At 69.0% G+C, this 20,230-nt stretch carries 15 protein-coding genes and 1 pseudogene; 8 read left to right on the top strand and 8 right to left on the bottom strand.

Features of this window, described 5'->3' with window-relative positions:
- Window positions 1-127 precede the first annotated feature (127 nt).
- The gene (locus ACFRKB_RS21150) at window positions 128-1,108 is read left to right on the top strand and encodes a threonine ammonia-lyase (protein WP_383107728.1); all 981 of its coding nucleotides are present in this window, start codon (window positions 128-130) and stop codon (window positions 1,106-1,108) included.
- A gap of 65 nt (window positions 1,109-1,173) precedes the next feature.
- Window positions 1,174-1,626, top strand: coding sequence for a TIGR03618 family F420-dependent PPOX class oxidoreductase (locus tag ACFRKB_RS21145; RefSeq protein WP_383107727.1), 453 nt, complete (start codon window positions 1,174-1,176; stop codon window positions 1,624-1,626).
- Between the two features lie 122 nt (window positions 1,627-1,748).
- On the opposite strand, the pseudogene ACFRKB_RS21140 reads toward ACFRKB_RS21145, so the two are convergent.
- A pseudogene (locus ACFRKB_RS21140) lies at window positions 1,749-3,801 on the bottom strand (alpha/beta hydrolase).
- A gap of 395 nt (window positions 3,802-4,196) precedes the next feature.
- On the opposite strand from ACFRKB_RS21140, the gene ACFRKB_RS21135 reads away from it, so the two are divergent.
- Together ACFRKB_RS21135 and ACFRKB_RS21130 are read left to right on the top strand one after the other, a co-directional pair.
- Complete coding sequence (locus ACFRKB_RS21135; protein WP_383107725.1) at window positions 4,197-4,985, top strand: hypothetical protein; 789 nt, start codon at window positions 4,197-4,199, stop codon at window positions 4,983-4,985.
- Between the two features lie 278 nt (window positions 4,986-5,263).
- A complete protein-coding gene (locus ACFRKB_RS21130) occupies window positions 5,264-5,812 on the top strand; it encodes a YciI family protein (RefSeq protein ID WP_383107723.1) in 549 nt (182 codons plus the stop codon).
- Window positions 5,813-5,954: 142 nt separating this feature from the next.
- Here the strand turns inward: ACFRKB_RS21130 and ACFRKB_RS21125 are convergent, their stop codons facing one another.
- The 7 genes from ACFRKB_RS21125 to ACFRKB_RS21095 form a co-directional block, all read right to left on the bottom strand.
- The gene (locus ACFRKB_RS21125; protein WP_383107722.1) at window positions 5,955-7,346 is read right to left on the bottom strand and encodes a Mucin-2; all 1,392 of its coding nucleotides are present in this window, start codon (window positions 7,344-7,346) and stop codon (window positions 5,955-5,957) included.
- 183 nt (window positions 7,347-7,529) lie between these two features.
- Entirely contained in the window at window positions 7,530-8,105 is a 576-nt protein-coding gene (locus ACFRKB_RS21120) for a hypothetical protein (RefSeq protein WP_383107721.1), read from the bottom strand.
- The gene (locus tag ACFRKB_RS21115; protein ID WP_383107720.1) at window positions 8,102-8,362 is read right to left on the bottom strand and encodes a hypothetical protein; all 261 of its coding nucleotides are present in this window, start codon (window positions 8,360-8,362) and stop codon (window positions 8,102-8,104) included. The genes ACFRKB_RS21120 and ACFRKB_RS21115 overlap by 4 nt, the downstream gene beginning before the upstream one ends.
- A 161-nt stretch (window positions 8,363-8,523) precedes the next feature.
- Entirely contained in the window at window positions 8,524-9,207 is a 684-nt protein-coding gene (locus ACFRKB_RS21110) for a hypothetical protein (RefSeq protein WP_383107719.1), read from the bottom strand.
- Between the two features lie 214 nt (window positions 9,208-9,421).
- Window positions 9,422-10,270, bottom strand: coding sequence for a S1 family peptidase (locus ACFRKB_RS21105; protein WP_383107901.1), 849 nt, complete (start codon window positions 10,268-10,270; stop codon window positions 9,422-9,424).
- Window positions 10,271-10,305: 35 nt separating this feature from the next.
- A complete protein-coding gene (locus tag ACFRKB_RS21100; protein ID WP_383107717.1) occupies window positions 10,306-11,145 on the bottom strand; it encodes an endo alpha-1,4 polygalactosaminidase in 840 nt (279 codons plus the stop codon).
- A 331-nt stretch (window positions 11,146-11,476) separates the two neighbouring features.
- Window positions 11,477-12,154: an HAD family hydrolase gene (locus tag ACFRKB_RS21095; protein ID WP_383107900.1), complete on the bottom strand. Its 678-nt coding sequence runs from the start codon at window positions 12,152-12,154 to the stop codon at window positions 11,477-11,479.
- Window positions 12,155-12,740: 586 nt separating this feature from the next.
- Here ACFRKB_RS21095 and ACFRKB_RS21090 point away from each other — a divergent pair.
- The 4 genes from ACFRKB_RS21090 (at window position 12,741) to ACFRKB_RS21075 (ending at window position 20,229) form a co-directional block, all read left to right on the top strand.
- Window positions 12,741-16,043, top strand: coding sequence for a family 78 glycoside hydrolase catalytic domain (locus ACFRKB_RS21090; RefSeq protein ID WP_383107716.1), 3,303 nt, complete (start codon window positions 12,741-12,743; stop codon window positions 16,041-16,043).
- A 511-nt stretch (window positions 16,044-16,554) separates the two neighbouring features.
- Window positions 16,555-16,761, top strand: a complete 207-nt coding sequence (locus tag ACFRKB_RS21085; RefSeq protein WP_365970794.1) for a type A2 lantipeptide — start codon at window positions 16,555-16,557, stop codon at window positions 16,759-16,761.
- Between the two features lie 262 nt (window positions 16,762-17,023).
- A complete protein-coding gene (locus ACFRKB_RS21080; RefSeq protein ID WP_383107715.1) occupies window positions 17,024-17,830 on the top strand; it encodes an HlyD family efflux transporter periplasmic adaptor subunit in 807 nt (268 codons plus the stop codon).
- Window positions 17,831-18,105: 275 nt separating this feature from the next.
- Window positions 18,106-20,229, top strand: a complete 2,124-nt coding sequence (locus ACFRKB_RS21075) for an NHLP family bacteriocin export ABC transporter peptidase/permease/ATPase subunit (RefSeq protein WP_383107898.1) — start codon at window positions 18,106-18,108, stop codon at window positions 20,227-20,229.
- Window position 20,230 lies beyond the last annotated feature (1 nt).

Genomic DNA, 20,230 nt, shown 5'->3' with positions numbered 1-20,230 from the left:
TCCCGTCATCACTGTACGTTCCGTCCCCGCGAGGACTCTGAACCTCAATCAGTTCGTGATCCGCCGACGAACACCGGACGATGTGCCCCGCGATGCCGCAGCGCCGGCGGCACTACGCTGCTGTGGCATGCAGGAGACGCGCCTCGACACCGCTCGGATCCGGGCGGCCCGCCGGGTCATCGACCCGGTCTTTCTCGACACTCCGCTGTACCGCTGCGAGGCGCTGGAGCCCGGCCTCGGGTGTGCGGTGAGTATCAAGCTCGAAACGGCGAACCCGGTCCGCAGCTTCAAGGCCCGGGGCACCGAGGTCGTCGCGAGCCTGCTCGCCGACCATGGCACGCGAGCCGTGGTGTGCGCCAGCGCGGGCAATCTTGGCCAAGCCCTGGCTTGGTCCGGTCGCGGCCGGGGACTCGACGTGACCGTCGTGGCATCCCGCTTCGCGACGGTGGCCAAGCTTGACCGCATCCGCGCGCTGGACGCCGGGTTGGTGCTGGTGGACGGCGACCACGAGATGGCTCGCGAACGGGCGGCGGCCATCGCGCGGTACGACGGCATCCGGCTCGTCGAAGACAGCCTGGACATCGAGACCTGCGAGGGCGCGGCGACCATCGGCCTGGAACTGGTGGACACCGTACCGTCGTTCGACACCGTCCTGATCGCTCTCGGCGGCGGGGCGCTGGCCACCGGTGTGGGGCATGTGGTGAAGGCATGCGCGCCCCACGTCGAGGTGATCTGCGTCCAGCCGCTGGGCGCACCGGCGATGACACACTCGTGGCATCAACGGCGTGTCATCACCACCGACTCGGCCAGCACCATCGCTGACGGAGTCGCGGGCCGGCGTCCCATCCCGGCCGTCCTGGACGACCTCCTCCTGGTCGCTGACGACGCCGTCCTGGTCCGGGAGGCGTCGATCATCGCCGGAATGAGGATGCTCCTCGACCACGCCGGCCTCGTCGTCGAACCGTCGGCCGCGCTCGGTATCGCGGCGATCCTCGAAGACCGTGACCGGTTCGCCGGCCGGCATGTGGTCACCATCGTGTGCGGCAGCAACGTCGACGTGGACGCCTATCACCACTGGGTCGGTGCGGCAGCCGGAGGTGCCCCGTGAGTCCGAGGCGGAATCCGCTACTTCCCCCGAAACATCCCACTGGTCACAGTTGGTAGCCTTCCAGGATGAATGCGACCTTCGGCGAAGCCGTCCGTGCCCGGCTGAAAGCCCCCAACATCTGGTATGTCGGCACCGTGTTCGCGGACGGAGCGCCGCAGGTCAGCCCGATGTGGGTGGATCTGGAGGGAGAGGGCGAGCTGACGTTCAACACCTCGGTGGGCCGGGTGAAGGAGGAGAACCTGCGCCGCGACCCCCGCGTCTATCTCTCGCACGCGGACGCCGCCGATCCCTTCGACCGAGTGCAGATCAGTGGCGAGGTGGCCCGCTTCATCGACGGCCAGGAGGCGCACGACCGGATGGACCGGCTGGCCCGGAAGTACCTGGGCGGCGAACGGTTCGAGTGGATCATGCCGGGGGAGCGGCGGGTCGCGGTGATCGTGCGCCCGGTCAAGGTGCGGCACATCGTCGGGGTGGAGCGATTCCGGCCAGGCGGCCCCGTCCCCGCTCCTCTTCCGTAGGTGACCAGAACGGGGCGGGCCCGGTCACCTCGACCGAGGCTCGCCCCGTTTTTGTGCTACGGCGTGTTACGGCCGACTGAGCCCGGCTTCCACTACGACGGGTCGTGTCTGGCCGTCACCGGTCAGGAGGGGTCCCGTACCGTGGCAATGAACTGGGGCCCGCCTCGCGGCCTTCCAGGGTCGTCGAACTCGGGCAACTCGATTCGTATGGACTCCTCTGGCTCGGTCGTCCGGTCCTTGGCCGTCGGGATGGAGATCTCCGTGCTCAGCTCCCCCCGTTCGATATGGGCCCACGCTTGCAGCGGACCCAGCTCGGACAACGGCCGCTCTGGCAGCGCGGACGTCACCAGCCGGGAAGCGGTTTCGCGCGTGACGGGGTCCTCGACGTATACGCGGACCGCACCGTTGCCCTGTCCGGAGACCTTGACGGGCACCTGGTGGGTCCGGGTACCGGAGTCGCCTTCCGGGACACTCAGCCGTCCGATGTCGACGCGCGGCAGTACGGATGCCTGGACCTTCGGTGTTCCCGCGCTCCAGCCCCAGGCGTCGATCAGCCAAGCCTGCCCCGAGCCGCTGCGCGGTGTCAGCTCAAGGGCGTTCACCGAGCCCAGATCAACACCCGTACGGCCGGCGGCGGTCAGCGGCACGCGCACTTCCCGCGCCCAGTACGAAACAGCCTGGTCGGAAAGGGGCAGTCCGTCGGCACTTACCCTGCCGAGGGTTGCTCGCCGGCCCGTGGTGTCGGTGACGGAGACGTCCAGCTCGGTCCCTGTCGTGCCGGGCGGCACCATCACTCGCAGGGCCAGGGACTTGGCGCCGCCGAGTGACAACGGCTGCGCCGGGCTGACTCGCACCGGAGACCCCGGCTGCGACCAATTGAAGGCGACCGCGTGCCGGTCCGCCTCACGGACGTCCTCCCAGGGTGCGAAGTGCGGGGAGGCGCCGGGGGTGTCCTGACTCAGACAGGCAGTCGGCGACTCCCTGTCCGCCGCGGCGCACAGCCTGCCGCCTTGCACGGTGACACCGGCGGCCGGCAGCAGCCCGCCGGTGCGGTTCGCGCCCACCGCGTGCGTGAATACCCGTGCCGGGTCCGCCGACGGAGCCCGCTTGCCCGATCCGTCCAGCAGCGGCCTCACCCGGTCGTCGCCGCCGACGAACAGTCGCGCGGCCGCCGCGATGTACGGGGCGCCGGCCCCGTGCTGCTGGTCGGCGGTCAGACGGGTTGTGGTCCCCACCGAGCAGTCGGGGTGACGGTTCTCCTCGTCCTCGTAGAAATGGTCCCAGGCAGGAGCCTGGGCCCGGCCCGGCGTCCACTCGCTGTTGAAGAAGTTGTGGTTGGCGCCGGCCATGTATACGGCGCTGTGCAGCGCGGTGCCGCGGCCGAATCCGCGGGTGCCGTCCACATAGATCTGCCCTGAAGGTCGGACACGTCGCCGTCGCAGCCGGGAAGAATCGTCACGGACGGCACGTCGGCGACGGGATTCTGCCCGAAGATGGTCGGGGCGATGAGGACCGTGCCGCGAATGCGCCACCGCACCTGGCCGTCGTACCCGTCCTGGTCCGCGGGCGGGCGGTAGAGGCTGTCCATCGCGGCCCGGTTGACGCCCTCGCCACCCCGGGAATGACCGACCAGCAGCACCCGGTCGAGATCGTCGCGCGGCGACCGCTGGACGACAGCGGGAGCCGTGTTCTTCTGCTTCGCCCAGTCCGCCGAGGTGGCGAGGTGCCGGCGCACGAGGGATGAGCGGGCCTGCGCGCCGCCGTCGTCGGGGTCCCAGTCCTGCGCGTTGATGCCATTGGCGGAGATCGACACCGTCACATAGCCCTGCGAGGCCAGGAGCTTCTGGTCGCGCAGGTAGCCCCGGTAACTGGGGATCGGCTGCTCGTTGTCCGCGCAGGTTCCGCGCTGGCGCGTCGGTCCGGCGGTGGTGTCGTGACATCGCCGGCCGCGTCCAACCGCCTTCCCGACGCCCGTACTTGAAGACCCTCAAGGTCTTCCGAGCGACGAGCTTGAGCCGGAATGTGCGCCCGTCCCGCGCGGCCTCGGGCCGGCCGAGCAACCGGTCGCCCGCGTAGAACTCGACGCGTGCGTCTCCGGTGGGAATACGTCTGTCGGAGCGCCAGACGAGCTTAGCTCTCCGCGCCCTTACCGCTGATCCGCCAGACGTCCGGCAGCGGGGTGTCAGTGTCGCGCTGTCCTGCGGACGGTCCGGACCGATGAGATCAAAGAAGTCCAAGCGCTCCCGAGACGGACCAGCGCGCGTGCTGGAACACACAACACCGGCGAAGCCTTCTTCGGCGAACGTCATTGGTCAGTGTTGAGGACCGGGGCGGCTCCGGCTGATGGCGCCGCTCGGCACGCGCGCCGGGCCGTTCCACCGGTTGAGCGGGACGCGGCTCCACGGGATCCAACAGATCAACTGTGCGCTCCACCATTGAGATTAATCGTCGCGTACCGAGGGTGCGTCGTGGGTGGTTTCGCTACCGAGAGTCACTACCGTCGCCTGCGCTACGCAGGGCCCGCCTCCCATGCGTGTCCTGCCCTCGTATCGACCACGAAAGGAGTGAGCGTGAACGCTCGCTTCGGTGTGAAGCGGAAGGTGGCGCTCGGGGTCACCGCTCTGGTCGCGATCGCCGTCTCGGCTGCTTCGGGATCGGCATCCGCCTTCACCAGCGGAAACCCGGGAAGCTCGGACCATTGGGGCGTCATCACCCGCAACACGATCGGCTCGCCCGTCGCCGCCTTGAGGAACGGCCCGTTCGGCTCGTTCGGTGTAAAGGGCCCCTCCGCGAGGCCGCCCTACGGACGGGGCAGTCTCGGAATCGAGGTGGCGGACAAGTCCACCTCCCTCACCCCGCCCAGTGAGCAGGTCGAGTTCGGCAACGAGGTCGACTTCTACGGTGACCGGGTGTTGGCACTGAGGCAGGTCGGCTTCCACGTCTTCCAAACCGGCGAGAACGTCTCCTACGGTGGCCCGGGAAACATGCCGAACATCAAGTTCGAGATCAATCCGAACCTCACCGCGGCCCCCGCCACCACCTACTCCTCGATGGTGTGGAACCCGGCCCCCTCTCCGGTGACGGACAGATGGAGTGGCTACCTGGACGCCACCCGGACCGGCACGTGGTACCTCACGGGCAACGCGGGGAACGTGACCGGCTGCAAGCTGACCGCCCAGTGCACCTTCCAGCAGTTGAAGACGACGCTCACCGACGGCGGCGCGCAGCCGACTGTCTACACCGCCGGGGTGGGCAAGGGGCGCGACTACATGTGGATCGGGGCTGTCGACGGCCTGCGGATCAACCAGACCGTCTACGACTTCGAGGCCGACGGAGTCAGAACCCGTCGCGCCGGCTGAGCTAGGCACACGGCGGGGGATGTCGTCCGCGGCTGTGGTGGCGGTGGATGCGATTTGGTGTCCACCGCCATTTCCAGCGCGGTGACAGCGCGGTGACAGCGAGGTTGCCGGCGAGTCCTTGGCCGGGCGGAAGCCGAAGTGTCCCGCAACGCTCTCAACCCGGCGACGCACAGACGGCACCGGCCGCCGGCCTCCGCGGAGGCACCGTGGCAGCCGCCGAGTGGTCATCGCGGTGAAACTCGCTCGACCTGGTTAGCTTCGCGAGGAGATCCTTGGGCATGGAGTTCCTCTGTTACCACCGTGACCGGCCCGGCTCCCTGCCTCTGCGCCACGAACTGGTGGAAGAGCATTGGTCATATATGGACCGGTACGCGCAGGAGATGATCGCCCGGGGCCCGACACTCGCCGACGACGGCGAGACCCCCACCGGGAGCGTGCACATCGTCGACCTGGCCGATCCCGTCGCCGCCCGCGCGTTCGCCTTCGACGAGCCGAACTACCAGGCCGGTGTCTACCGGGACGTACTGCTGCGCCGGTGGCGCAAAACCCTCGGGCGCACCATGTGGGACTTCCCCGGCGGCCGGACCGGCGGCAACCGGTACCTGGTGCTCGGCTTCGGCGCGGGGCAGTCCGCCGACCTCGCGGTGCCCCCCGACCGGGACGAGCTGATCGCCTACGGGCCGCTGCTGTCCGACGACGGCGCCACCTGGCTGGGTACGGCGGCGCTGGTCCGGGCGCCGGATCCGGGGACGGCACGCGCCATTCTGCCCCCGGGCCGGTACGCCGACATCGAAGTGCACAACTGGCAGTTCGGCGGACGGGCGTGATGCCCGGGGACGTTCACGCCCTGGAGACTTTCCTCAACGTCCAGTTGGGGCGGGTGTACAAAAAGGTCGGCGAGACTGGTGAGACGTCCTTCCTGGGAAGCCGTAGGGGAGCGGCGCAGGGCCGGGCGGTTCTGCTCGGAGGTCAGGCGGGAACGCCGGCCCGTTCCAGGACGGCGGCCATCTCGTCCTCGGGGAGCGCCGGGTTGGCACCCGCGCCGGCGGCCAGTTCAGGGATATGAAGCGCCTCGCGGAGCCGACGGAGCGGGAGACGCGGGTCGCCGACCGCCGCCTGGCGTGTCCAGACCGTGGGGTCATGGCTGAGCCGTTCGATCAGCGTGGGTGTGGCGGCCGGGTCCCGGACGGCCAGTCGGCGGTAGTTGCCGTCCGGGTGGTCCGCGTAGCGTGCGGCGAGACCCTCGCGGGGGAAGCGGGGGTGCGTCTCCGCCATCCAGGCGGAGAACGTGCCACCGAGCCGCGCGTACACACGCATCAGGACCTCCTCCGGTGCGTCGGGGTGGTGTATGGCCAAGAGGTCCTCCACCAGCGGGTCCTCGGTCCGCGCGAGCAGGCGCAGGAGGTCGGGCAGCAGGTGGGGGCTCCGGGCGACGGTGCGCCGGAGCAGTGGGTGGGCGGAGGTCGCGGCCCGTCGCAGCACCGCGGGGTCGGCGAGCCCGTCCCGTACCCACTCCACGTCCCCCCTGGCGAAGTCCTCCACCGTGAAGTCGATCAACATGCGCCGTGTCTCGTGCAGTTCCGGCCTGAGGGAGACCGCGAGCCGTATGTCCTCGTCGGGGTCGACGGCGAGCCGCTCCACGAGGTCGGTGGGCAGCGACGGGTTCTCGGCGAGGGCGGCCAGGTGCGTCCGCTCGGCGACGCACCGCTCGGCGTCAGCGCGGTGGAGGAGCCCACGTCGCAGCGCCTCGGCGGCGGACTTCGGATCGCGCAGGAGTGCGGCGGTGACGCGTGCGTCGCGTCGGCACTCCTCCAGCGCGGCGGCCTGCCGCACCTCGGGGTCGGGGTCGGAAAGGAGCGCCGCTCGCTCGCCCGGCGACAGCATCTTCCATACGCGCGCCGCCCTCTGGCGCGCTGCCGGATCGCGGTGCGTGGCCAGCGAGGCCACGAACGACGGCACCAGATGGGGCGAGTCCAGCAGGGCCGCCCGTACGGAAGGGGCGGAGTCGTCGAGCAGGCGGGCGCACACGTCGTCCGGCAGCGGCGCGACCGCCGTACGTGGGTCGCGCCACTCGGGTCCGTACGCGAGAGCGGCCCGCACCTTGGGGGACGGGTCGTCCGCGAGCCGGGCCCGCTGCGGGGGCTCGGCCCTGGTGCTCATCGCGAGATCGATGCGAGCGCGGGGGTTCGGGTGAGCCAGGATCACCGCTACAGCCGACTCGGGAAGTCCAGCCCTCTGGAGGGCGTGACGGGGCGGACCGTCACCGCCGCCGTCAAAGGCGAGCAAACGCAGCAGCAGCGGTGTCGGCAGCGCCGGGTTGCGGGCGACTCCGTCCAGCGCGGACGCGTGGAACGCGACCATGATTCCCCCTCCGTCCGGCCTTGACTGCCAGGCGGCTCGTCCGACTCTGGGGACAGTCCGTCGCTGTCCTGATCGGTGACGCGTGCGATGACATGCTCGACTGTACGACCAGCGAGGCCGCGTGGCGGGTGCTCGATCCGATGCGTGCGCATGCCGCACGCGACCGTGCTGCGGTCGTCAGCGTCACCGTCTCGGTCCCGCGACGGCGTAGGCCGCGGTGCCGACGACCGCGAGGACCAGGGCCGTCCAGGTGCTCGCCGTCGTGCCGGGCGGCAGCAGCATCCAGCTCGCCACCCGCATCGGCGTACTCGTCGGGGGCGGGGCGAAGAGCGAGAACGTGAGCCAGGCGAACGGCAGCGTCCAGGCGTACTGGCCGCCCGAGAGCGCCGCGCCCAGGGCGACCAGCCCCATCAGGCCCGCGCTGTTCCGGACGACGAACGCGGTGGTGGCCATGGGCTCGCCCATCGCCTGCACTGTCAGCAGCACCGTGCCGACGACCGCGCCGCAGAGCAGCACGTGTGCCGCTCTGCGGGGCACCCAGCGGATCGCGGCCGTCCGGTCCAGCGCGAGGTCCTGACCGCTGAGCCCGATCGAGGCTGCCATGGCGCCCGTAGCGAGGACGAGTACGGCCAGCCGCGGATCGCCGGGCTCCCCGCCGCCGTTCCGGGCGAGTGCCCACACCGCCACCGCGCTGACCACCACCGCGGCGAGCGACGCGGGTACCTGACGCGAGCGCGCGTACAGCATCAGCCATCTCACCCGGACACACCGCCCTTCAGTGCGTCGAACGCGTCGCCCTCGCAGGACAGCGCGGCGGCGCGCATCGCGTTGATTGGCGAGAGCTGCTCGGCCCGCGGCAGCACCTTGAGTTTCTTCCACACCGGGCGGGTCTCGGCGAGCACGGTCTTACGGGACCACTCCGGCGTGGAGCCTTCCGGCAGTACGGTGGCGTTCTCCCGGACCGAGACCGGCGCCTGGCTGTCTACCGCGCGCGGTGCCTTCCTTATTGATCTCACACGGGCCAGACGCCCGAGCCGGGCCGCAGGTTCTCCCTCCGACGTGATCCCCGCCACATGCGGCAAGCCCGTGGGCTCCACTCATGCGCGGACGAGGTGGCTCGACCGCTGCTGGATCGGCAAAGCGGATGCGGCCACGTGGTGACCTGCCCCTGGGCCCCCTACAGGCGTTCGCGCCAACGTGCGTACAGCGGCTCGTAGTCGTGGTCGGGGAACAGGACCGGAAAAGTGTCGAACATCGCGGCGAGGTTTTCGGCGGGGTCATGGAATCGGCTGTCGGTCAAGTCGACGTCGGCGAAGAGATACTGCCAGCCCCACGCACCCTTGGTGATCAGCAGGGTCTCCAGGTAGGTACCGTAGTCGAGGTGCAGGTGATGGAGCTCAGTACGGGTCGAGACGTAGTGCCAGATCTCGGCTCCGTCGGCCGCTGGTGACGCCCGGAGGCCAGTCACCTGTCCCGCGCCGCAGAAGGGCGCCTGATCAAAGATCTTCAACTCGGGGAGCACCCGCCGTTCAGCGGTAGCGAGAAGCTCATCCGTCAGGGGCAAGTGCCTTTGTGTCAGACAACGGTAGAGGTTCCGCAGACAGAACTCACCGCGGACGCGGTCGTCCGCGGTGACCCAGTTGGCGTGGTACTCGTTGGCCGCGAAAAGGTAGGGCCCCACGCTCTCGCCGAGCTGGGTGCGGCAGAGCGCGTTGACTCTCTCGGGCGCGAGGTCGGCGTCCGTGGGCAGTGTGGACCGCTCCGGTGTCAGGTCCTGACTCGCGGGCCGTCGTTCCACCTCGATGTCACCGCGACTCTCCAGCTCCGATACGGCGCGTTCCAGACGCGTCCCATAATCCATTCCAGGGCCTCGCTCCTGCCGGGTTGCACTTTCGCGGTCAATGACGCCGACGCCGAGCGTCGGGTTCCATCTCGGAACGCGACGGACTCTGCCCATGCGCCGTTGTGACCGTGGATGTGGAGGTACGGGCGCGGCGTAGCTCCGCTGTACTGGACCGCCCCCGTGCTGATGCTTTCCGAGGCCGAGGGCCGAAGCTCTGCCTAAGGGGAGTGTGTTACGGCGCTTTTTGTGTCTTCGTGGATGCGTTGCCGCTGGTCTGGCGTATCCACTCCTTGGACAGCGTGGGATCGGTGTAGTAGCTGTTCCACACACCGTCCTCGGAGCCGGCCGAGTTCGTGATGCCGGCCAGCTTCCATCCGTGACGTGTGGGAACGACGGCCGGTCCGCCGGAGTCTCCCCGGTTTGCGCCCCGTTCTTGGTCATTGGAAAGGACCAGGCGCTTACTCTCGTCGAAGCTGGTCACCGGGAGAGTGACTTCCCTCAGTGACTCGGGACGGATCGGGTCGCCGTTCGCGTCTTCTCCCGTGGCTCCCCAGCCCAGAAGCCGCATTGGGTCGCCGATGTCGGGGGTGCTCTTGGCCAGGCCGATGGGCTCGTTGGGCACGGGCTTGTCCAGCTTCAGCAGTGCCAGGTCGGTGCCGCTGAAAGTGATCACCCCGGACTCCTCGGAGGTGAACTGCGCGGTGGGGTGCGGGTAGACGCTGTCCACACCGGACACGGTGCCGCCCGAGGACTCTTTGAGACTGCCGATCCTGACCTGGTCGGGTGTCCTGACCTTGGGGGGCGCTCCGGGGGTGTCGCCGGGCTGGAGCACGCAGTGGGCCGCGGTGAGGACCCACTGGGATGCTATGAGCGCGCCACCGCAGTGGTGATCGGACTGCGCAGTCTGAAGCGAGACCATCCAGGAGGACGGCCGTTGTGTCTCACTGCCGCCGTGAGCGGCAGGTGAGTTGGGTCCGGCGGGGGGGCAACTCCTGCGGGGACGGCCGCACGGGTGGCGGGTCGGATCCGTCGGGAGGGTGGCGCGCTCACGCTCACCACAGGGAAGGCGCCGCCTGCGTATGTGGGGTGGGCGTGAGCGCGCGTCGGAGGCGGGGGTCAGCAGGTCTCGCGGAGGTAACCGGACGCGCCCTTGGGTGCGACGTTGACGTCACGCCGGACGACGCTCACCCGGTCGGCGTACGTGCAGGCGTTCTTCATGCCGGCGCTCGTGTACTCGATGAAGATGGCGTTGTCCCCGAACGCGTCGACGTACTGGGAGCATTCGTTCCACCTCGGGTCGCCGCATTCCTCGGCGATGGCGAAGTCGAGCCCGTTCGCCGCCCGGTTGGGCGCCAGTTCCACGGTGTTCTTCTGGCCGACAGCGAGGCCCTTGGTGTGGGCATAGGCGGAGAGGATCTTGATGTATGTCTGCGCGTGCGAGGCTGTGATCCTGCCGTTGACGACATCGCGTGTGTAGGTGTCGTAGTTGTCGAGTTCCAGCGCGTCGAAGCCCTTGGCCGCGCATTCGTCGATCTGGACCTTGATCCTGTCCGCGATGCTCTGTCGCTTCGCGTCGGTGGTGATGTCCAGGATCGCCTCGTCCCAGTCCGGATCGATGACGACTGAACCGTCGCTGTTCCTGAGCAGCAGGTTGGGGTCCCAGTCGTCCGGACCGTCGGTCTCGCCGGTCCGCTGTGTCTGGAAGGCGTTGACGTAACAGATGTTGTACAGGCCGGACGCCGGGGAGTCACCGCGGTCGCGGCTGACGACCTCCACCCCGGACGGCGGTGTGTACGCCCCGCCGATCTGGTAGTCGAATCCGGCATTGACCGGTGGAAGAGTGAACGGCGCGGTGGAGTTGGCCGTGCCGACAGCCAACGCACTGGTCGTGACGGCCGCGGCCAGCGCCAGGCCGGCGCCGAGAACAGTACGGGTGCGAAGACGATGCGATGTCATTGCTGGGAGCTCCATGATCCGCGGGTACGACCCCGCCTCGGTCTCCGGGGGACGACCTGGCGACTTGGGCCGGACTCACGGCAATGACCGCATACCGGCTGGGCGTACCTCTGTCGCCGACTTCTCCGCGTCGGCACTTCACGGAGTAAAGTGAGCACTTTAAAAGGTGTCAATAGCTGATAGCAACTCATATGCCATTTGTCCACGTGTGGATACTCGGAAGTGCAAGCCGCCGCGTGGGTAGTGGCAACACCGCATCGCTTGTCGGCGAGCACGGTAACCGTCGCCGGCGCTGCGGCCGCAGTCCCGTACGGCCCGTGCCGGATGTGTGTCAGAAGAAGTCCAGGAGTTCCGTCAGGGAGGTGATGGACGGCACGTTCGTGACGGCCGAGTCCCGGCTCATCACACGGCCCGCATAGCCGAGTCGGATCGCTGCGGCAACCAGCTCCGGATCGTCGTCGACGAACAGACACTCCGCGGGGGCGAGGTCGAGCGCGGAACTGGCGTGGTGGTACATGCGCGGGTCCGGCTTGTTGCAGCCCAGGACGGCGGAGATCGCATACGCCTCGAAGTACCGTTCGATCCCGAGTCCGGCGTGGAGGCTGGGCAGATCGGGCCAGGCATCCGACACCACGGCCATCCGCACTCCCCGACGGCTCAGCTCCTCCAGGGTCTCTTCGACGTCCGGGTACGTCTCCAGGAGCACGGCCGGGGGGACTTCGCGGCGCAAGTCGGCGAGGAGGGCCGGGGTCGGGTCCACGCCGAGGCTGTGGAGTATCACGCGGTGGTACTCGTTGTAGTCGGGCGTGGATGACGAGGTGGCGAAGAAGTGGTCGCCCGCGGCGATGGCCGTCGCGAACTGCTCCGCTGTGAGGGAAGGGGCATGGGTGAGAACGGTCTGCTCGAAGTCCGCTCGCGGGTTCCAGCGGCCGCCGATCGGCCGCATCAGCACGCCACCTGAGTCGAAGAGAACGGCACGGAGGTTCTCAGGAGAGGCTGGTTGAGGCATCACCCTCCCAGTTTGTGGGCAGACGCCCCGTTGGTCGACCCCTCCGGGCCGGGAACCGGCAACGGCACCCACCCCCAGCCGGACCGCATGAGGTGGTGCCTGTGCGGGGGCCGGTCCGCTGTCCGTCGCCGCTTCACGGCGTGCGGCCTCGGGCCCTCTTGAAGCGCGCGAAGTGTTCATCTCTCGTGAGCGTTCCGCGCTTTCCGGGCCGTTTCGCATCCGTGGACCGGCGCGTCCCGGCAGGAGTGGTGCCCCACCCTACCGGCCGTCTGTCGGCCCGTCGGGCCAGTGGACGCACGGGCGTTGGCCGCCTTCCCTCCCGGACGGTGACTTCAGGGCGCGTGTCCCTGCGGTCCGGAAAGGCGGAGGGAGCCGGCCGTCGGTAAGTCGGAGGAAAGCGCACGGCTGTTGATGCGTGCGTGGGGGCGGCCTACGATCGCCGTCACGTGCCCGAGTGAAACGATTCAAGCACTCCTCTGGCCCTGCCCCCCATGCTCACTCCCTGCCCCCATGCTCACTCCCTGCCCCCATGCTCACTCCCTGCCCCCATGCTCACTCCCTGCTCTCCGCGGCCCGAAGGAAGACGATGACCGAAGACTGGAACCGAAGAAAACTCCTCCGCACCACCGCGATCGCTGTCGCGGCAACCGCGGTGGGCCAGGCGACGCTCGGCGCCACACCGGCGGGAGCCCTGGGCCGCGACCGGGACTACGACGACGACGGTCGCCAAGGGCCCCTGCGTGTTCAACGCACCAGCGTTGAGTACGCCGAGACACTGCTGGGAACCGACGTCGAAAAGCCCCGGCTCTCCTGGGAGTTGTCGGCCGAGGGACGACGTGGCGCGGCGCAGACCGCCTACCAGATCCGCACGGCCCGCTCCGCCTCCGATCTGCACCGTGGCCGTCGGCTGGTGTGGGACTCCGGCCGGGTCGCCTCGGACCGCAGTATCCAGGTCGCCTACGACGGCCCGGGGCTTCAGCCGCGTACCCGGTACTACTGGCAGGTCCGGGTCTGGGACGAGCGGGGGCGCCCTTCGTCGTGGAGTCCGGTGCGCTGGTGGGAGACGGCTCTGCCGGACGACGGCTGGAAAGGGCACTGGATCGGCTTCACCGTTCCCACGGCGAAGTTCGACGGCGCGTCCTGGATCTGGTCCGCCGATGTCACGGCGAACGCCGCGCCGCTGGGCTCGCGGTGGTTCCGTAACACGTTCACACTGCCCGAGGGGGCCCGGGTCGCCAAGGCCACGCTGATGGCAACCGCTGATGACGACTTCACCCTGTACGTGAACGGAGAAAGGGTTCTTCACGCGCCCGAGCGTGCGGATGGCTGGCGCGAGGGCAAGGTCGTCGACATCGCTCAGCGGTTGCAGGCGGGAGGGAGTGTCACGTTCGCGGTCGTCGCCACCAACCGGGGGAACAATCCGGCCGGTCTGCTGGTCCGCCTGCTCGTGGAGGACGGAGCGGGCTCCCAGGTGGCCGAGTTCGTCACAGACGGCACATGGCGGGTCTCCTCGCGAGAGGAACAGGGCTGGATCCAGGCGGAGTTCGACGACAGCGCCTGGGCCCAGGCCAAGGTTCTCGCCCCGTATGGGGATGGCCCGTGGGGGCGCGGGGCAGGTTTTCCCGCGACGGAGGAGGGACCCGCGCCGTTGTTGCGGCGTGACTTCACGGTTTCCAAGCGCGTGGCTCAGGCCCGCCTCTACATCAGCGGTGTCGCGTATTACGAGGCGGAGATCAACGGCAGACGTGTGGGCCGGCAGGTCCTCGATCCAGCGCTCACCGACTACGAGGAGACGGTGCTGTACGCCGTCCACGACGTCACGGACGCCGTCGAACGTGGTCAGAACGCGATCGGTGTGACCCTGGGCCGTGGTTTCTACGGGATCACAACGCCCAACGCATGGGGCTGGGGCAACGCGGCCTGGCACGGTGAGCCCCGGCTGCTCGCCCAGCTGGAGATCCGTCATACCGACGGCACGACCACGACCGTGGCCACCGACGAGTCCTGGCGCTTGACGGCTGGGCCCACTCGGTCCAACTCCCTCTACGCGGGGGAGACGTACGACGCTCGACTGGCATTCACCGGATGGTCCAGCCCCGGATTCGACGACCGGGACTGGTGGCCCGCCCCGAAGCAGGAGTCGCCCAAGGGGACGCTGCGCACGCAGGCACTGGAGCCGATCGAGATCGTGGAGACGGTGCACCCGACCGAGGTGAAGGACCTTGGTGGTGGCGTCCACCTGGTGGACATGGGCCGCACCCTGGCCGGCTGGTGCCGGCTCACGGTCACCGCCGCGGCGGGCACCAAGGTGGCGCTCGTCCACAGCGAGAAGCTGGACGGCCGGGGCAGGGTCATCGACGAGAGCGGTTTCACCCCGGGGCGCTTCCAGAGGGACGAGTACGTGTGTGCCGGCACCGGACAGGCTGAGGTGTGGGAGCCCAAGTTCAGCTACAAGGGCTTCCGGTACGTGGAGGTCTCCGGACTTCCCGAAGCGCCGAAGCCCGGACAGGTGCTGGGACGCCTGGTCCACAGCGCTGTCGACGAAGCCAGTGACTTCGCCTGCTCGGAGAAGTTCTACGAGCAGCTGGACAAGGCGATGCGGCGCACGCTCGCCAACAACCTGCACGGCATTCCGACGGACACCCCGAAGTACGAGAAGAACGGCTGGACAGGGGACGCGAACGTCGCCGTACCCTCGATGCTGTACGCCTTCGGTCTGCAACGGTTCTTCACCAAGTGGCTGAATGACATGAAGGACAGCCAGGAAGCCTCCGGGCGGATCCCCAGCATCGTGCCGAGCCCGGGGTGGGGCTACAACGAGTACAACCCGGCCCCGGAGTGGACCACGGTGTACCCGCTGCTGCTGCACCAGATGCACCAGACCTACGGTGACGAGCGCCTGGTGGGCGAGCACTGGGCCGCCGTCGTCCGGTACCTGGACTGGGAGCTGGGGCGCAGGACGAACGGACTGGTCAGCTCCGTGATCGGTGACTACCTTTCGCCCGGCCATGTCGAGCCCCCCGAGGACGCGACGCTGACGGCCAGTGCCTACCTCCACCGATCCCTGCTGGCCGTCGCCGACATGTCCGGCGTGGTCGGTGAGCAGGCCGAGGGAGAGCGCCTGCGCGCGGCCGCCGACGAGATCAAGACGGCACTGAACCGGACCTTCCTGACATCGGCCGGCTACTACCAGACCAGTCGTGACAGGAACTACCGGCAGACGAGCAACGTCATCCCGCTGGCGTTCGGCCTCGTGCCGAACGCGGCGGTCCCCGGAGTCGTCGCCTCACTCGTCCAGAACATCACTTCCCCGCCCCCGCAGGGGGATCCGACGAAGCGCTCGCCGAACACCCTGAACACCGGTGTCCTGGGGACCAGCGTCCTGCTGCCCCAGCTCACCGCCCACGGCCATGCCGACCTCGCCCACAAGGTCGCGACCCAGCGTGCCTACCCCAGCTGGGGCAACTGGTTCGAGAACGGTGCCGACACCATGTGGGAATACTGGCGGGTGCCGGAGAACCGCTCACAGAACCACTACTTCAAGGGCACGGTCGTCCAGTGGCTCTACGAGAACGTGGCGGGGCTGCGTCCGGGAAGCGACGGCTACCGGACCTTCACCGTGAAGCCCGATGCCCGGGTCGGAGTCAGCTGGGCCCGTACGTCGCTGCGCACCGTTCGCGGTGAAGTGTCGGTGGCCTGGGCCACTGGAGAAGGCACGTTCCGTCTGCGGGTGAAGGTCCCGGTCGGCTCCACGGCCGAGGTCCATGTGCCGGCTCCCGACAAGGCCGAGGTGACCGCCCACGACGAGGCCAAGAGGATACGGCTGGACAACGGATTCGTGGTGTACAGGGTGCCCCAGGGGCGCTGGGAATTCGCCTCACGGGCCTGACGACACCATCCGTGCACGGTCTGTTCGCTCGGTCTGTTCGCCTGGTCTGTTCGGTCGGTCTGATCGCGGGGGCGTGGTCACTCACTGTGTGCGCGTCGCTGCGGTGTGGTGTGGGTGGGTATTGGTGTGTGGTCTGTCGTGGATCTGCACAGTGGTCACGCGGGCGGCACATTCCCTCAGAGTGGGTTCCGCGGATGGGCTGGTGGTGTGTCTGTTGGTGCGGAATGTCGTGTTCCGCCGTGCGGGGGGAGCCCCGTGCGGGGGAGTTCACGCCTGTGAAGTGGTGAAGATGCTGCCACCACTTGATGAACGTGCCTGCACACCAGGTGGCTTCGGTGCCGTGTCAGGTCGCGGTTGGGGAGCGAGGTGATTGGCCGGGCGGCGTGAGCGCGTGGTTTCATCCTTCGCACCGCGGCAAACGCACGGACGGCAGGGCCCGTTCCGGGTCTCTGACGATGCGTGTGACCGCCGTGGAAGTTCCGAGTTATCAGCGCGAAGGGAAGCAAAGATCATGTCCTTCACCCCGCAGGTCGAGACCCAGGAAATCTCCGACAGCGACCTGGACAACGTGTCCGGTGGCCTCGTAGGCGGTCTGGTCGGCACCGCTGTGTCCACCGCTGACTCCGTCGCCCCCGTCTCGGAGATCGTCGGTACGGCCACCGGTGTGGTCGGCGGTGTCACGTCCGGTCTCCCGGTCGGCGTCGGCGTCAACCTCTGAGCCGACCGGTCGAGTGCCGCTGAGCGGCACGGCCTCGCGTGGCAGTGATCGCTGCCACGTGCGGTGACCACGGCGCGCCGGCGGTTTCCCCGGCCGACGGACCGCGCCATGTGCCCCGGTGCCGCTCCAGGTTCCGGGGCATACGGCCGCCCGCGGCCGGGACCCTTCCGCCAGGTCCTGTCCGGCCGGTCCGCGAGGACCGGCCGGACAGCATGTGGCGGCCCCGGGCGGGATATGGCGGTCTGTAAGTGAAGGGTGTGTTGTGGAGTTCCGTCAGCAGGCGCTCGCCAGGCTGCGGTCGCCGGAGGAGATCGATCTTCCGGTGCGTTTCGCGCGGCCTCAGGGCTGTCTCGTTTTCGCGGTCACGCTTGTGGCGATGGCCGCTGCCACGGTGTGGGCGGTGACCGGTTCCGTGTCGTCGTCCGTCGGTGCCGCTGGGATCCTTACCCACGGGCAGGGCAGTTACGTTCTGCAGAGTCCGGTGGCGGGCCAGGTCACCGAGGTCCTCGTCGCGGAGGGCAAGCGTGTTTCCGCGAACACGCCGCTGCTGAAGATCCGTACGGCGAGCGGGACCAGTGTCGTCCCTGTGATCGCCGCGGGCCGGGTGACCACGCTCGTCGTGACGATCGGCTCCGTGGTGGACGCCGGGACGGATGTCGCGGCCGTGGAACGGATCGAGGGTCCGGACGACCCGCTGATGGCGGTGTTGTATCTGCCGACCGGCAACGGCGCGGAGATTCCTGTGGGAGCCCGGGTCGATCTCAGCGTCCAGTCGGTGCCGGTGAAGCGGTACGGGGTGCTGCGCGGTGAGGTGAAGTCGGTGGGGCGCAGCGGGCTGACGGCGCAGCGCATCGCCGGTGCCCTCGGCAGCAACGAGCTGGGTGAGCATTTCTCGAAGGACGGGCAGCCCGTGCCCGTCCTCGTACGGCTGGACCGCTCTTCGTCCACCACGTCCGGTTTCACCTGGTCGACGACGGACGGTCCGCCGTACGCCGTCGACTCCATGACGCTCGCCGACGGCACCATCCACCTGGCCGAGCAGCGTCCGATCGATTGGCTGCTGCCGTGACCGTACCGAACGCCTCGTCGACGCCGGACGAGCGGCCCGTATTGGACGAGCGGCCCGTAACGCGGGAACGGCCCGCACCGGCCGGGCACGGCCGGCGCCGCCCGCGGCCCGGACCGCGCCCCAAGCCGGCCAAGTCCGCCGAGCCCGCCAAGTCCGCCGAGGCCGCCAAGTCCGGTGACTCCTCAAGGTCTTCCCGGCGTGCCACGCGTGGCAGGCGTGCCGGTCGTGCCGTGGCGAGGCAGCCGAAGGCGGTACGGACGCCCACGATCCTTCAGATGGAGGCGGTGGAGTGTGGTGCCGCGTCGCTTGCCATGGTGCTCGCCTATTACGGGCGTCATGTCCCCCTTGAGGAGCTGCGGGTCGCGTGCGGTGTGTCCCGTGACGGCTCGCGCGCCAGCAACCTGCTGAAGGCGGCGCGGAGTTACGGTCTACAGGCCAAGGGCATGCAGATGGAACCGGCGGCTCTGGCCGGGGTGCGGCCGCCGGCCATCCTCTTCTGGGAGTTCAACCACTACGTCGTCTACGACGGCATGGCACGCACACCGGGCCGCCGGGGTGTGTACGTCAACGATCCGGGCAAGGGCCGCCGGTTCGTCTCCACGCAGGATTTCGACGCCAGTTTCACCGGGGTGGCGCTCGTCTTCGAGCCGTCGGCCGCTTTCCGTACGGGCGGCCGCAAGCAGGGTGTGCTGGGTGCGGTGCCGGCGCGGCTGCGCGGCACGACGGGCACGCTGCTGGCCGCTCTGCTCGCCAGCCTCCTCCTGGTCGGTGCCGGCGCGGTGGTGCCCGCGCTGAGCCGTACCTACATCGACATGTTCCTGATCGGCGGCCAGACTTCGCTACTGGGGCCCCTGTTCGCGGCGATGGCGGCGATGGTGGTGCTCACGGCCACGCTGACCGGACTCCAGCAGGCCAATCTGCTGCGCGGACGGATCATCTCCTCGACGCTGAGCAGCGCCCGGTTCCTGCGCCATCTGCTGCGGCTGCCGGTCACGTTCTTCGCCCAGCGAGGCCCCGCGGATCTCATCCAGCGTCTGCAGTCGAACGATACGGTCGCCGAAACCCTGTCACGCGACCTCGCGGCCGCCGGTGTGGACGGTGTGGTGGTGATCCTCTACGCCTTCCTGCTGTGGACGTACGATCCGCAGCTGACCGTTGTCGGTGTGCTGATCGCGCTGCTCAACGTCGTGGCGATGCGGATCGTCATCCGGCTGCGCGCGACCCATACCCAGAAACTTCGCGCGGACACCGCCCGCCTGACCAACACCTCCTATACCGGGCTGCAGTTGATCGAGACCCTGAAGGCCACCGGCGGCGAGAACGGCTACTTCCGCCGCTGGGCGGGCCAGCACGCCGGCACACTGGAGGTACAGCAGCGCCTGGGCGTACCGACCGCTGCCCTCGCCGTGGTCGCACCGGCCCTCGCGACACTCAACAGCGCGCTGATCCTGTGGATCGGCGGACTGCGCGCGGTCGAGGGCCATCTCTCCATCGGTCTGCTCGTCGCTTTCCAGGCGCTCGTCACGCGTTTCACCGCACCGATCACCCGGCTGAACGCGGTGGCCGGCCGGGTCCAGGACTTCGCCGCCGACGTGGCCAGGCTGAAGGACGTCGAGAGTTTCCCGGCCGACGAGCTGTACACGCGCCCCTCCCCGGATGACGCGGACACCCGCAGGCTGCGGGGCCATGTGCACCTGGAGAACATCACCTTCGGGTACAGCCCGCTGGACGCGCCGCTGCTCAAGGACTTCTCCCTGACGGTCGGCCCCGGACAGCAGGTGGCGCTCGTCGGTGGCTCCGGCAGCGGCAAGTCCACCGTTTCCCGGCTGATTTCGGGCCTCTACCGGCCCTGGGAGGGGACGATCCGTATCGACGGGCAGCGTCTGGAGGACATCTCCCGTGGCGCGTTGGCCGCCTCGGTCTCCTTCGTCGACCAGGACGTCTTCCTCTTCGAAGGCACGGTCCGCGACAACGTGGCCCTGTGGGACCCGTCCATACCCGACGACGCCGTCATCGCGGCGCTCCAGGACGCCGCCCTGTACGACGACGTGATCGTACGGCGCCCCGGAGGCATCCACAGCCGGGTCGAGCAGGACGGACGCAACTTCTCCGGCGGACAGCGCCAGCGCCTGGAGATCGCCAGGGCACTGGTCAGACGGCCGAGCATCCTCGTCCTCGACGAGGTCACGAGCGCGCTGGACGCGCGGACCGAGCAGCTGGTCATCGACAACCTGCGACGGCGGGGCTGTGCGTGCGTGGTGATCGCGCACCGGCTGAGCACGGTCCGCGACAGCGACGAGATCGTGGTGCTCGACCACGGGGCGATCGTCGAGCGGGGCCGGCACGACGACCTGGTCACGGCCGACGGACCCTACGCCCGGCTCGTCAAGGAGCACTGAG

Source organism: Streptomyces scopuliridis (genome assembly GCF_042790125.1).
GTDB classification, from domain to species: domain Bacteria; phylum Actinomycetota; class Actinomycetes; order Streptomycetales; family Streptomycetaceae; genus Streptomyces; species Streptomyces scopuliridis_A.
Note: the sequence above shows the minus strand (reverse complement) of the source record. Positions and strands in the feature narration are given on the sequence as shown.